We start from the raw sequence: 14017 nt of genomic DNA, 5'->3' as shown, positions 1-14017 counted from the left end.
GGCGTCCTCGGGGTGCTCGGCGCGAAAGGAGGAGAGGAGCTCCAGGTCTCGGGCGCGCACCTCGCCGATGACGAGGAGACAGGCGGGCCGCACCTTGCGCACCTCGGAGAGGGCGGAGAAGAGGAAGGGGGTGCCCTTCTTGTGGCGCAGCTCGCCGGAGAAGCCGAGGACGAGCTCCTCGGGCTGGATGCCGAGGCGCTGGCGCAGGGCGGAGTCGGCGGGGCCGGGGGTGAAGAGGGAGGTATCCACCGCGTTGGGGATGACCTCGACACCCGGATCCTTCCCGAGCAGCAGGACCATCTTCCGGGCGAGGTCCCCCGAGGCGGCGGTGAGGACGGTGGCGCGCTGGAGGGTCCAGAGGAGGCGGGCGAAGTCCCCCGGGGGGAACATGGCCTGGTCCACGTCATTGCCGCGAGCGCTGACGGTGGAGGGGATGCCCGCGAGCCCGGCGAAGGTGACGGCCATGAAGCCCGGAGGCGAGAGGTAGTGGCCCCAGACGAGCTGGTAGTGGCGCCGGGCGTGCAGGAAGTCGAGCACGTCGAGGGTGTGCTGAAGGGAGGTATCCGTCTGGCCGAAGAGTCCGAGCCGGTGCAGCGTGGCGCCCCGGGCGGAGGCGGCGATCTCTCCGGCGTCGAGCGTCTGGAGGCCGCCGGGGGGAAGGGTGCGGGTCCAGGTGAAGACATCGACCTGGGCCTCGAGACGGGCGAGCGCGCCAGCGGTGCGAGCGCCGCTGCGCGCGAGGCCCCCCAGGTCCGGGGGGAACCGTTCCGCGATGAGGAGGATGCGTGGGCCGCTCGGCATGGGTTCAGGCTCGCGGGGTGGCGGCTTCCACCTGTGGCGATTTGGGTTGGCGCAGCACCGACGCGGCCACTCCGCTCAAGCCAATCAGGCCCACGAGGTTGGGGAATACCTGCAAGCCGTTCATCAGATCGCCCCAGGCCCAGATGGTCTCCACCTTGCCCATGGCGCCGAAGACGACCAGGCCGCAGTAGATCCACCGGTAGGGCTTGGTGATGCTCAAGCCGAAGGCGTACTCGAGGAACTGCTCGCCGTAGTAGGCCCAGCCAATCAGCGTCGTGTAGCCGAAGAGGAAGGCGCAGAAGGCGACGATCCACCCACCCACCGTGGGGATGGCGGTGTTGAAGGCCTGCGCCACCACCGCCGTGCTCGTGAGCCCGGACTTCCACACGCCACTGGTGAGGATGACCAGCGCGCTGATGGTCGACGTGACGCACGAGACGATGAACACCTCCATCACCGCCTGGAGCCCCTGCTTCACGGGCGCGTCCGTGCGCGCCGTGCCGTACGCCACCGCCGCCGTGCCATACCCCGCCTCGTTGGCGTAGATGCCTCGGGCGATCCCGTAGCGCATGGCCACCATCATCCCCACTCCGGCGGCGCCACCCCCGGCGGCCTCGAAGGAGAACGCCTCGCGCAGGACGAGCGCGAACACCGCGGGCAGCTGCGCGGCGTGGGTGAAGATGACGATGAGCCCTCCGACCAGGTAGAGCCCCACCTTCAGCGGCGCGAGGCGCTCGGCCGCGCGGCCGATGCTCTTCACCCCGCGGATGACCACCAGCCACGTGAGCACCGCGATGGCCACACCCGAGGCCCACGGCGGAATCGCGAACTGGCTCTCCATCACCACGGCGATGGAGTTGGGCTGGGTGAAGGGCGTCGTGGTGAGCGCCGCCACGCCCGCGACGAGCGCGTAGAGCCACGCGAGCCGCGGCGAGCCGAGCCCCTCGTTCAAATAGTGCATCGGGCCCGCGGACACCCGATCCCCCTGCACGGACCGGTACTTGATGCCCAGCACGGCCTCGCAGAACTTGATGGCCGTGGCGAAGAAGCCATACAGCCAGATCCAGAACAGCGCTCCCGGCCCGCCGCTCACGATGGCCGTGGCCACGCCCGCGATGTTGCCGGTGCCGATGGAGGCGCCCAGCGCCGTCATGAACGCCTGGAAGGGGCTCAAGACTCCGGCGCCGCTCGCCTGGGCCGGCACCATCGCCCGCAGCGCCTGCCGGAAGTGGGTCACCTGGACGAACCGCAGCCGCACCGTCAGGAACACTCCAGTTCCCAACAGCAGCGCCATGGTCAGCGGGCTCCAGACAGCATTGCTAGCGGTGTCGATCGCGTTGCGGACGAATTCAGGCAGCATGGGGCCCCGTCATAATCCGTAAAGGCCACCCGGGGCACCCACCCACCGGAAAGAAAGGATGCACGTGACCGCCCCCGCCACCCCGCGCGAGCTCTTCGACCTGTGGGCCTCCGTCCACCCCAAGGACCTGCCGCCGCCCGCCCTTGTCCGTCATCCCCTCGTGGAGGCCCGGCTCCGGCGCCTCCCCCAGGTGGCGCCGGACCTCTTCCAGGTGGAGGAGGTGGGGCGCTCGGTGGAGGGGCGCTCGCTCCACCTCGTGCGGTTCGGTGGGGGCCCCCGGCACATCCTCCTCTGGTCCCAGATGCACGGCGACGAGCCCACCGCCACCACGGCCCTCCTCGACCTCTTCGAGTACATACGACTTCACGGCGAGCACCCCCGGGTCCGGCAGCTCCTCTCCGCCTTCACCCTGCATGCCCTGCCGATGCTCAACCCCGATGGGGCCGAGCGCTTCCAACGACGCAATGCGCAAGGCATCGACATCAACCGGGACGCGCTGGCGCTCCAGACGCCCGAGGGGCGCACGCTCAAGGCGGTGAGGGACAGGCTCCAGCCCTCCCTCGGCTTCAACCTCCACAACCAGAGCTGGCGCACGGCGGTGGGGGGCACGGGCCGGCCCGCCTCCATCTCGCTCCTCGCGCCGCCCTTCGACGCGGCGCGCAACGACAACCCGGGCCGGGTGCTCGCCAAGAAGGTATGCGCCGTCATCCGGGACGCGCTGGAGCCGCTCGCGCCCGGGCAGCTCGGCCGCTACGACGACTCCTTCGAGGTGCGCGCCTTCGGCGACAACCTGGGACGCTGGGGCACTCCCACCGTGCTCATCGAGACGGGGCCGTGGCCCTCGCCCGAGCCGGATGAGCCGCTGCTCCGGCTCAACTTCGTGGCCCTGGTGTCCGCGCTGGAGGCCCTCGCGAGCGGGGCGGTGGAGCACGCGGACGTCGGGCGCTACGACTCCCTCCCGCTCAACGACAGCAAGGGCATGCTGCACCTCGTCATCCGCGGCGCCCACGTCTTCGGCGAGGCGGGGGACGCCTTCGTGGCCGATGTCGGGGTGGCCGCGACCCAGGCGGTGCGTCCTGTCGGAGGCACACCCTCCGTCGTGCTCGTGGGCACCGTCGAGGAGCTGGGGGACCTGCGTGTCTACGGCGCCGTGGAAGAGGTGGACGGCACCGGGCTGACCGTCGTGCCGCTTCCCGCCGGAGGTGCGAAGGAAGGGGACTCGTTGCCCTTGCCGCGGCGCGGCGAGCGCACCCTCCAGGTGGGCCTGCCCGCGGAGCTGATGCTGCTGCGGCCGGGGGCTCCCGGGGGCCCTTACCGGGTGGAGCGAATCGTCCGTTACGGGCGTTGAATTCCCAACCTTCGCGAAACGTGGCAAAGGTGGGGCTGACTCCACAGGAGGGGGCAACACCTTTGTCTTCGCACGTTCGCTTCGCGCGTGGATGGTGTGTCCTGGTGTTGGTGCTGCTGGGAACCAGCGCACTGGCACAGGGCACCGCCGTCATCACCGGTAAGATCATCAATTCGGCTGACAAGCAGCCGCTCCAGGACGCGGTGGTGACGGTGACGTCGCCGAGCCTCCAGGGAGAACAGGCGGTCGTCTCGGATGCCACCGGCCTCTACCGCATCCCCCAGCTCCCCTCGGGCGTCTATACGATCCGGGTGGACAGTGAGGGCTTCAAGCCCTACTCGCGCTCGGACATCCAGCTGCGCCTCGACCGCACCATCCGCTTCAACGTGGAGCTGTTGCCGGAGTCGGGCCTGAGCGAGGAGATGATCGTCACGGCCACTCCGCCCACCGTCGACGTGGGCTCCAGCTCGGCGAGCCTGAACGTGGACGCGAGCATGCTGAAGAACCTGGCGGTGAGCCGCCCGGGTTCGAAGGGCTCGGCGGCGCGCTCCTTCGAGTCCCTGGCCGAGATGGCTCCCGGCGCGCAGGAGGACACGTACGGCGTGAGCATCAACGGCAGCACCTCGCCCGAGAACCAGTTCGTGGTGGATGGCCTGTCGGTGAACGATCCGGCCGTGGGCACCATCGGCACGCCGCTCTCGGTGGAGTTCGTCAAGGAGGTCAACATCATCACCGGTGGCTACATGCCCGAGTTCGGTCGCTCCACGGGTGGCGTGATGAACGTGGTCACCAAGTCCGGCTCCAACGAGTTCCACGGCTCCATCTTCGGCAACGTGGCCCCGGGCACCATCCAGACGGCGGGCCCGGAGATCCTCCAGGCGGGGAGCGTCATCTCCGCGAAGGGCACGCCGTGGAACCAGGGCGACTTCGGCTTCGAGCTCGGTGGCCCCATCCTCAAGGACAAGCTGTGGTTCTTCGCCGGCATGGCGCCCTCGTTCACCCGCATCCAGGTGGAGCGGCAGCTCAGCGCCCTGGACATCTGCACGACGGTGGACCCGACGATCGGCTGCGCTCGGATCGGAGAGCCGCGCAAGGACGTGGTCACGGGCTACCAGATCGCGACGCCCATCGAGGGTGCCCGCACGGCGCGCTTCGCGGACGAGCGGACCATCCAGTACATGGGCAAGCTCACGTACCTCTTCAACCCGGACCACACCCTGGCGGTGTCGGTGTACGGCACGCCGACCTGGTCGGGTGGCGAGGGCCGCTACGCCTTCAGCCGCGACGGGGCTCCCGAGGTGTGCAGCGGGCTGTCGTGCACCGCGTACGTCCAGGGCAACGTTGATTCCATCGCCACCCGCCGCACGAGCGGTGCGCTGGACGTCCTGGCCAAGCAGTCCTCCTCCTTCTTCAACAAGACGCTGCTCGTCGACGCGACGGTCGGCTGGCACCACCAGGATGCCTCCACCCTCCCGTCGGATGGCTCGGGCCTCTCCGGTGGCTCGGGGCTCTCCGCGACGCCCAGCGTCACGTACCGGCGCACGCGCACCACCACCGGGACGCCGCGGGATTGGCACAGCATCACCGAGTTCGAGCAGCTCGCGGATCCCTCCGTCTGTGACTCGCCCGCGGGCCTGCCCGCGGGAATGTCCGCCACCCGCTGCCCGGTCACCTCGTACTCGACGGGCGGGACCGGCACCATCAGCGTCTCGGAGCTGGATCGCTACCAGGGCAAGGTGCTGGGCACCTACCTGCTCGAGGCGTTCGGCCACCACGTCCTCAAGGCCGGCGTCGATGCCGAGGGCGCCAGCTTCTACAACAACCGCGCGCGCACCGGTCTGGGCGTCTGGCGCGAGTGCACCAACGGCTCGTGCTTCGAGAGCCGGACCCAGTATGGCTACCTCCTGGGGCCGGACGAGCCGTACTTCCTGCCGAGCAAGGAGGGCACGTCCACCTCCGTGACGGTCGGTGGCTTCGTCCAGGACAGCTGGTCCATCCTCGACAAGGTGACGGTCAACATGGGCATGCGCTACGACACCCAGACCATCTGGGGGCTCGATGGCAAGGTGGGCCTGAACCTGCCCAACCAGTGGTCGCCCCGCGTCGGCGTCATCTACGACTTCACCCAGCAGGGCCGCTCCAAGGTCTTCGCCAACTACGCGCGCTTCTACGAGAACATCCCGCTCGACATGGCGGACCTGTCGTTCCCGCAGCAGCAGCTCCTGTCGTCCTCCTACAACGCCCCCCGCTGCGATCCCAGGGACCCCGCGGATCTCGTGGAGGGTGGGGACTGCAACTCGGCCGCCAACCGGCAGGTCGTCGGCGGCCCGGACAGCTCCAGCCAGAAGTGGCTCTCCGAGGGCGGCGATCGCGTGCCGGCGGATCCGAACATCCGTGCCCAGTCCAGCGATGAGCTCGTCGTGGGCGGTGAGTACGAGCTGCTGCTCGGGCGCGTGGGCCTGACGTACACCCGGCGCTTCCTCAACGACGTCATCGAGGACATGAGCCGCGACGAAGGCACCACCTTCTTCCTGGGCAACCCGGGCAAGGGCTACTCGACGGACTTCCCCGAGGCGCGCCGGGACTACGACGCGGTGAACGTCTATTACAACAAGACCTTCTCCAACCAGTGGCTGGCCCAGGTCAGCTACACGTGGTCCTCGCTGCGCGGCAACTACTCGGGCCTGTTCCGCGCCGACACCGGCCAGCTCTCGCCCAACCTGACGCGCGACTTCGACCTGCTGTCGCTCACCGTCAACCGCGACGGGCCCCTGCCCGGCGACCGCAGGCACGCCTTCAAGGCCTTCGGCGCCAAGGAGTTCCAACTCGGCAGGGACATGAGCCTCAACGTGGGTGGCGGCTACCGGGCCCGCTCGGGCGCCCCGCTCAACTACCTGGGCTTCCACCCGCGGCGCAGCGGCTCGGAGACGTTCATCCTCCCCCGTGGCAGCGCCGGCCGTATGCCCTGGGTCCACAACCTGGACACGCACGTGGGGCTCAACCGCAAGCTGTCCAAGAACTACACGCTCAGCCTCACCCTGGACGTCTTCAACCTCTTCAACTTCCAGCAGGTGACGGCGGTGGACCAGACCTTCACCTTCACCCAGGTGCACCCCATCGAGGGGGGCGGCTCGCCGGCGGACGTCGAGGCCTGCCGGGAGGAGGGGGGCGCGTGCAAGGTCAAGGTCTTCACCACCGGCGTGCCGGTGGAGGATGCCGCGGCCATCACCGCGAGCGACGTCAACCCCAACTTCAAGAAGCCGATCGCGTACCAGACGCCTCGCTCCATCCGCTTCGGCATGAAGCTGAGCTTCTAGTGCTCGCACCCGGGAGACACTCCATGAACCTTCGAACGATTGGAAAGGGCGTGGGCACGGTGCTGTTCGCCTCCGCCCTGGGCGCCTGTGGTGCCCTTCAGCAGGATCCCCAGTGCGTGGTGGCCAAGGGCACGTTCGCCACCGTCTTCACGCCCAAGCCCGGCCAGGACACGAGCCTCGCGTGCGCGAAGCTCACCCCGCAGCGGGTGGGCCTGGACAAGTACTTCAGCTCGGATCCCCAGGCGAACGACTCGGTGGCCATTCGCACCCAGCGGATGGGCAATGAGGTGGCGCACAAGGACACCCAGTTGGATCCGGACGCGCCCAACCAGCCCAACTCCGTGGGCGAGCTGACGACGGACGCCCCGGACCCGGACAACTTCTGCGAGGTGCCCAAGCTCGACACGGCGCGTCTGGAGGCGCGCTACAGCGGTGTGAGCAAGGCGCCCCTCAGCCTCGCCTACGAGTGGTCCAACCTGCGCATCTACAACACGCCGGAGATCCCGGGCACCCAGTTCACCGCGAACCTGCGCTACACCGAGAACGGCTGCACCGCCGACTACACGGTGAAGGGCATCTGGCCCGTGGTGGGCTGCGCCACCGGCGGCAAGCCCGACGAGACGAAGTGCGACCCGTACCCGGATCCCGAGGCGGGCCGCTATCGCGGCTCGGGCATCAACCCCACCTTCCCCGTGAAGTGCGACCCGGTGGCACTCATTTGCGTGCTCACCGGGGAGGTGCCCTCGGACAAGCCGTGAACCTCCGGGGCCGGCGGCCCTGCCTGCCGCCGGCCCCCCGGACCCGGCTCGCCTTTTGGTGTGCGATGGTGTAGGGTGTATGTCGCCATGCACGCCTACGCCATCGAGCTGTCGAAGGAACTGGGCCTCAAGCCCGAGCAGGTGGACCGGACCCTCGCCTTGAGCGAAGAGGGGGCCACCGTCCCGTTCATCGCCCGCTACCGCAAGGAGGCCACCGGCGGCCTCGACGAGGTGCAGATCCAGACCATCCTGGACCGTGCCGCCGAGCGCGCCGAGCTGGACTCCCGCCGGGAAACCATCCTCCGCACCATCGAGGGCCAGGGAAAGCTCACCCCCGAGCTGTCCCAGGCCATCCAGCGAGCGAAGACGCGCACCGAGCTGGAGGACCTCTACCTTCCCTACAAGCCCAAGCGCCGCACCCGGGCGGCCATCGCCCGCGAGCGGGGCCTGGAGCCGCTCGCCGACCTGCTGTGGAAGCAGGAGGCCGGGAAGAAGGACGACGTGGCCACCCGCGCGCGTGCCTTCGTGGATCCGGGCAAGGACGTGCCGGACCTGGAGACGGCGCTGGCGGGGGCCCGCGACATCTGCGCCGAGCGCGTGGCCGAGGACGCCGGCCTGCGCCGCACCGCCCGCGAGCTGTGCGTGCAGAAGGGCCAGCTTCGCTCGGCCGTCGTCTCCGCGAAGAAGGGCGAGACGACCAAGTTCGACAACTACGCGGACCACGAGGAGGATCTGTCCAAGGCGCCCTCGCACCGCATCCTCGCGCTGCTGCGCGGCGAGGCCGAGGAGGTGCTGCGCATCCAGCTCGCCCTCCCGGATGACGAGGTGAAGGGGACGCTCGCCTCGCGCGTGGTGACGAAGCCCCAGTCGCCCTTCGCCCCGGAGCTGCGCGCCGCCGTGGAGGACTCGTGGGAGCGGCTCATGGGCCCCTCGCTGGAGTCCGAGCTGCGCAACGAGCTGAAGGAGCGCGCGGATCGCGAGGCCATCGTCGTCTTCGGGCAGAACCTGCGCCACCTGCTGCTCGGCGCGCCCGCGGGCGGCCGGCCCGTGCTGGCGATGGACCCCGGCCTGCGCACCGGCGTCAAGGTCGCGATGATGGATGGTACCGGCAAGGTGGTGGAGACCGCCACGCTCTACTCCGAGCGGAGCCCCAACGAGCGCGCCGCCGCCGCCAGGCAGTGTGGAGCCATCATCCTCAAGCACAAGCCCGAGCTCATCGCCGTGGGCAACGGCACCGGCAGCCGCGAGGCGGAGACCTTCGTGCGCGAGGTGCTCAAGACGCTCGGCTCGCAGGTGCCCGTCGTCTCCGTGAGCGAGCAGGGCGCTTCCATCTACTCGGCCTCCGAGGTGGCCCGCGAGGAGTTCCCCGACCTGGACGTGTCGCTGCGCGGCGCCGTGTCCATCGGCCGCCGGTTGCAGGATCCGCTCGCGGAGCTGGTGAAGATCGATCCGAAGAGCATCGGCGTGGGCCAGTACCAGCACGACGTGGACCAGGGCCTGCTCAAGAAGAAGCTGGGCGAGGTGGTGGACTCGTGCGTCAACGCGGTGGGCGTGGATGTGAACACCGCGTCGCCGCAGTTGCTGGAGCACGTGTCCGGCATCGGCCCCACGCTGGCCAAGAAGATCGTCTCCCACCGCGCCGCCAAGGGCCGCTTCACCACGCGCCGGGAGATCCTCAAGGTGAGCGGGCTGGGCCCGAAGACCTTCGAGCAGGCCGCCGGCTTCCTGCGCGTGCACGGCCCCGAGCCGCTGGACGCGAGCGCCGTGCACCCCGAGCGCTACACCGTCGTGGAGCGCATGGCGAAGGATCTGGGCGTCAACGTGAAGGACCTGGTGGGCAACGCCGCGCTCGTGCGGAAGATCGACCCCAAGCGCTACCTGGGGCCGGACCTGGGCGAGATGACGCTCAAGGACATCCTCGCCGAGCTGGAGAAGCCCAGCCGCGACCCGCGCGGCGACTTCACCGCGCCCGCGTACCGGGAGGACCTCCAGAAGCTGGAGGACGTGAAGGAGGGGATGGTGCTCCAGGGCGTCGTCACCAACGTGACCGCCTTCGGGGCCTTCGTCGACGTGGGGGTGCACCAGGATGGGCTCGTCCACGTGTCCCAGCTCTCCACCCGCTTCATCAAGGATCCCAGCGAGGCGGTGAAGGTGGGCGACCGACTGACGGTGAAGGTGCTGACCGTGGACCTGGAGCGCAAGCGGCTCGCCCTGTCCGTCCGCGCCGTCTCCGAGGGCACCACGCCGGCGCCACGCGCCTCCGCTCCACGCGCCTCCGGGGGTGAAGCCCGCTCCACTGGGGGTGCGACGCGGCCTCCTGCGGGCAAGCCTGGCGGCGGCGGCAAGGCACCCGCGCCGCAGAAGCCCTCGGCCGAGCCCTTCAACAATCCCTTCCGCAATCTCAAGCGGTGAGAGAACCCACTCGGACATCGAGCACGCTCGGCTGCTGTCCGTGATGATTCGGAGGCGCCTCTCCCCTCGGGGCGGGGGGCCTTGTATTCTGGCCTCCCGGTATTCAGGGGGACCCATGCGACGACTGCCACCAGCGGTGCTGTGCATGCTGCTGCTGCTGTGCGGCGGCATGGCCGTGGCGCGCGAGAAGGCGTCCATCGTGCTGGGGCTGCACGCGGACATGAGCTCCGGCTCCGCGCTGGGCGGCGAGGCCATCCGTCGCGGGGCGCTCATCGCCATCTCGGAGATCAACGCCCAGGGCGGCCTGCTGGACGGGCGCGAGCTGGAGCTGGTGGTGAAGGACCACCACGGCGTGCCTGGCCGGGCGACGGAGCAGCTCCCGGAGCTCGCGAGCACGCCCAACCTGGTGGCGCTCCTCTCGGGGCCCCACAGCCCGCCGGTCCTGCGCAACCTCCCATTCATCCATGACCACCAGCTCATCGTCTTGAGCCCCTGGGCGGCCGCCACCGACCTGGTCCACCACGGCCGGACGCCCAACTACGTCTTCCGGGTCTCCGCGAACGACGCGCGGGTGGGCGAGTTCCTGGTGGCCCAGGCGCTCGCACGGGGCCATCGGAAGCTCGGGCTCATCCTGGAGAGGACGGGGTGGGGCCGGAGCAGCGAGAAGGCCATCGGTGAAGCCCTGGCCCGGCGACAACTGGCGCCCGCGTCCGTGCAGTGGGTGAACTGGGCCGAGGAGGACGTGGAGGAGCAGGTGGCCGCGCTGGAGCGGGCGGGGGCCGACACCCTCCTCATGGTCGCCCATGCGCCGGAGGGCGTGGGCATCGTGAAGGCCGTGGCGCGCAGGCCCCCGGGCAAGCGGCTCCCCATCTACGCGCACTGGGGCATCTGCGGAGGAGACTTCGTGCGGCAGGTGGGCGAGAGCCTCTCCCAGGTGGAACTCCACGTGTTTCAGACCTACTCGTTCCTGGGAGCCCGGAGCGCCCGGGCCCGGGCCGTCATCGCGAAGTACCACGAGCTGTTTGGCACGACCTCCGAGGAGCAGATCTTCGGAGCGGTCGGCACCGCCCAGGCGTACGACGCCGTCTGGTTGCTCGCGCGCGCCATCCAGAAGGCGCGCTCCATCGAGCGCCCCAGGGTTCGGGACGCGCTGGAGCGGCTGGGGCCGTACGCGGGGCTCGTCCGCACCTACCAGCCGGCCTTCACGCCCTCGCGCCATGAGGCGCTGGAGCCCTCCGACTACACACTGGCCGCCTTCGATGCCCGAGGGGTGCTGGTCCCTTCCCACCCCAGGACCTCGCCGTGAAAGTGTTCCGGAGCTTCCAGGGCAAGCTCCTCCTCCTCTTCCTGCTCATCGACGTGGCCACGGTGGGGATCCTCATCTCCACCGTGTCCAGCAGCGGGCATGAGGCGCTGGAGACGGCGAGCCGGGAGCACCTGCTCGACCTGGCCCGCTTCTCCTCGCACGACCTCGACGAGCAGTTGCAGATGCGGTGGAGCGCGGTGCGGTCGCTCGCCTCCAACCCGTTCATGACCAACAGCGTCATCGATACGCTGGGCCGGAGCGAGTACCTCGAGCCCCTCATGCAGCGGCTGGCCCTGCCCGGCACGGGAGGGGAGGAGTCCGAGCTGTGGCTGCTCGACTTCAAGGGGCGCGTCATCTCCCGGAACGGGCGGCACCAGCCCGAGGAGCAGGCACGCTCCTTCGCGGAGGCCGCCTGGTGGCCCCGGGTGCGGGATGGCCACCCCGTGGCCCGGCTCGTCACCGAGGGGGGCCAGCCGCGCGTGCTCTTCGCCTTCCCCATCGTCTACCAGCGGCACACCGAGGGGGCCCTGGTCGCCCGGTTCGATCTCTCGTTCGTCCATGCGGGCACCCTGCGCGAGGGATTCGAGGTGGTGCTCCTGGACGGGGAGACGCCGCTGGTGGGGACGCTGCCCGGGTCCGTCATCCACGAGGTGCGGACCCTCATTCCGGAGCCCGCGCGGCGCGACTCGGTGCTGCTCGGCGAGACGTTCTACGTGCTCGTGCCGGTGGAGGGCTTCGCCAGCCAGCACGGCTTCAAGTGGTCCCTGCTCCTCTCCGTCCCCGCCAGGCGCATCTCCGGCCCGGTGGACGTGATGCGCCAGCGGATGCTCCAGGGCGGGGTGGCGACGGCGGTGCTGCTGGTGCTGCTGGTCGCCTGGCGGACCCGGTTGCTGCTGCGCCCGCTCCAGCAGATCCGCGACACCATGCGGCGCATCACCGACGGGGGCGAGCTGAACCAGCGCATCCCGGTCGGCTCGCGCGACGAGCTGGGCGCCATCGCCAGGACGTTCAACAAGATGTTGGACCGCCTGGAGCAGCGCACCGGGGAGCTGGAGCGCTCGAGGGATCAGCTCTCCCTGCTGGCACAGATCACCTCCACCTCTCCCAACGCCATCATCATGTTCGGCACCGAGGGGTGGGTCCGCGTCTGGAACGAGGCGGCGGAGAAGCTCTTCGGGTGGCCGCGGCTGGAGGTGTTGGGCACGGCCTTCCTGGAGCGGGTGGTGCCCGAGGACGCGCGCGCGCACTTCACGGAGCTGGTCGCCCGGGCCCGCGCCGGCGAGCCGGTGGACGCCGAGCTCACCCTCCTCACCCAGCAGCAGATCGCCATCCCCGTGCAGCTCACCGTGTCCCGCATCGTCGATACGATGGGGCAGGTGCAGGGGCACGCCTGCATCGTGAGGGACATGCGCGAGTACAAGCGGCTGCGCGAGTCGCTGGTGCAGTCGGAGAAGATGGCCGCGGTGGGCACGCTCGTGGCCGGCCTCTCGCACGAGCTCAACAACCCGCTCGGCATCATCCTCGGCTTCTCGCAGGGCCTGTTGAGGCGGTCCTCGCTGGACGAGGCGTCGCGCATGGCGCTGCACTCCATCGAGACGCAGACCCAGCGCTGTGCCCGGCTGGTGCGAAGGCTGCTGGACTTCTCGAGCAAGAGCGATGCGATGCGCGAGCGCATCGACGTGGGAACCATGCTCGAGCGCGTGCGCGAGCTGGCCGGCGGTCAGGCCCAGCGGGTGCAGGTGCGCCTGGAGATCGTCGAGCCCCCCACGCAGGAACTTCCCCAGCTGGAGGCCAACGTTCCGGACATGGAGTCCGCGCTGCTCAACCTGGTCGGCAACGCGCTGGATGCGACGCCGCCGGGCGGCCGGGTGTTCGTCGGGGCCCGCATCTCCCCGGCGCGCGATGGGGTCGAGCTGTTCGTGGTGGACACGGGCAGCGGCATGCCCCCGGACGTGCTCCCGCGCATCTTCGACCCCTTCTTCTCCACCAAGCCGGTGGGGCAGGGCACCGGCCTGGGGCTGTCCATCACCCGGAGCATCGTCGAGGCGCACGGGGGCCGTATCGACGTGGAGACGGCGCCCGGCGCGGGAACCACGGTGCGTCTGCGGTTCCCGGTGTCCCCCCCAGCGCCGGTGCCTCGCGTGGAGGCCGCGTCATGAGCCTCAACCCTTCGTGGCGGAGTCTCGTCCGCCCCCACCCCCTCTTCCCTGTGGAATCCCCCCATGCCTGAACAGATCCTCGTCGTGGACGATGAGCGGGACATGCGCCTGCTCCTTCGCTACCAGCTGGAACAGGAGGGCTATCAAATCTCCGAGGCGTGCGATGGCAAGGCCGCCCTGCGGGTCCTCCAGGAGTCCCCGCCCGGGGTGATCATCACCGACGTGCGCATGCCCTTCATGAGCGGGCTCGAGCTGCTGCGCGAGGTGAAGGAGGCCTCGCCGACCATCGAGGTCATCGTCGCCACCGGCTATGCCGAGGTGGACACGGCCATCGAGTGCCTGCGCGCCGGAGCGTTCGACCTCATCCGCAAGCCGTTCGACATCCACGAGATGTATTCGTGCGTCGCGCGCGCCGTCGACCGCTACCGCCTCAATGTCTCGGCGGATCTGGTGCGGGTCAGCCAGTCCTTCTTCGCCACGAGCGAGTTCGAGCGCATCCCCCAGGCCATCGTGGACGGGAGCCTGAACCTGATGGCCGCGGATGCGGCGTTGCTCG

9 protein-coding genes are annotated in these 14017 nt (G+C 69.8%); 7 read left to right on the top strand and 2 right to left on the bottom strand.

The window, feature by feature from the left end:
• Together VF794_RS11035 and VF794_RS11030 are read right to left on the bottom strand one after the other, a co-directional pair.
• On the bottom strand, positions 1-801 hold an 801-nt coding region (locus tag VF794_RS11035; protein WP_331109494.1), incomplete at its 3' end, for a glycosyltransferase.
• A gap of 4 nt (positions 802-805) precedes the next feature.
• Positions 806-2161, bottom strand: coding sequence for an amino acid carrier protein (locus VF794_RS11030; RefSeq protein WP_331109492.1), 1356 nt, complete (start codon positions 2159-2161; stop codon positions 806-808).
• Between the two features lie 58 nt (positions 2162-2219).
• Here VF794_RS11030 and VF794_RS11025 point away from each other — a divergent pair, with 58 nt between their 5' ends.
• From VF794_RS11025 to VF794_RS10995, 7 genes are all read left to right on the top strand, one after another.
• Positions 2220-3509 carry a M14 family metallopeptidase gene (locus VF794_RS11025; RefSeq protein WP_331109490.1) on the top strand — a complete coding sequence of 430 codons (1290 nt, stop codon included), beginning with the start codon at positions 2220-2222 and terminating at the stop codon, positions 3507-3509.
• A gap of 110 nt (positions 3510-3619) precedes the next feature.
• Positions 3620-6826 (top strand): TonB-dependent receptor, encoded by a 3207-nt coding sequence (locus VF794_RS11020; protein WP_414640898.1) that lies wholly within the window; start codon positions 3620-3622, stop codon positions 6824-6826.
• A gap of 23 nt (positions 6827-6849) precedes the next feature.
• The gene (locus tag VF794_RS11015) at positions 6850-7584 is read left to right on the top strand and encodes a hypothetical protein (protein WP_331109488.1); all 735 of its coding nucleotides are present in this window, start codon (positions 6850-6852) and stop codon (positions 7582-7584) included.
• 87 nt (positions 7585-7671) lie between these two features.
• Positions 7672-9996 carry a Tex family protein gene (locus VF794_RS11010; RefSeq protein WP_331109487.1) on the top strand — a complete coding sequence of 775 codons (2325 nt, stop codon included), beginning with the start codon at positions 7672-7674 and terminating at the stop codon, positions 9994-9996.
• 115 nt (positions 9997-10111) lie between these two features.
• Positions 10112-11302 (top strand): ABC transporter substrate-binding protein, encoded by a 1191-nt coding sequence (locus tag VF794_RS11005; RefSeq protein WP_331109485.1) that lies wholly within the window; start codon positions 10112-10114, stop codon positions 11300-11302.
• On the top strand, positions 11299-13461 hold the full coding sequence (locus tag VF794_RS11000) for a sensor histidine kinase (protein ID WP_331109483.1): 2163 nt from the start codon (positions 11299-11301) through the stop codon (positions 13459-13461). Before VF794_RS11005 ends, VF794_RS11000 begins: the two co-directional genes overlap by 4 nt.
• 63 nt (positions 13462-13524) lie before the next feature.
• Positions 13525-14017: response regulator (locus VF794_RS10995; protein WP_331109481.1), on the top strand; the 493-nt coding region annotated here is incomplete at its 3' end.

This window comes from Archangium sp. (assembly GCF_036389735.1).
Taxonomy (GTDB): Bacteria; Myxococcota; Myxococcia; order Myxococcales; family Myxococcaceae; genus Archangium.
The sequence above is the reverse complement of the archived record's forward strand: the minus strand, read 5'-3'. Positions and strand labels throughout refer to the sequence as shown.

Excerpts from the sequence above, each read along its gene's own strand:
- VF794_RS11030 (WP_331109492.1), bottom strand. The coding sequence starts at position 2,161 with ATGCTGCCTGAATTCGTCCGCAACGCGATCGACACCGCTAGCAATGCT.
- VF794_RS11025 (WP_331109490.1), top strand. The coding sequence starts at position 2,220 with ATGCACGTGACCGCCCCCGCCACCCCGCGCGAGCTCTTCGACCTGTGG.
- VF794_RS11015 (WP_331109488.1), top strand. The coding sequence starts at position 6,850 with ATGAACCTTCGAACGATTGGAAAGGGCGTGGGCACGGTGCTGTTCGCC.
- VF794_RS11010 (WP_331109487.1), top strand. The coding sequence starts at position 7,672 with ATGCACGCCTACGCCATCGAGCTGTCGAAGGAACTGGGCCTCAAGCCC.
- VF794_RS11005 (WP_331109485.1), top strand. The coding sequence starts at position 10,112 with ATGCGACGACTGCCACCAGCGGTGCTGTGCATGCTGCTGCTGCTGTGC.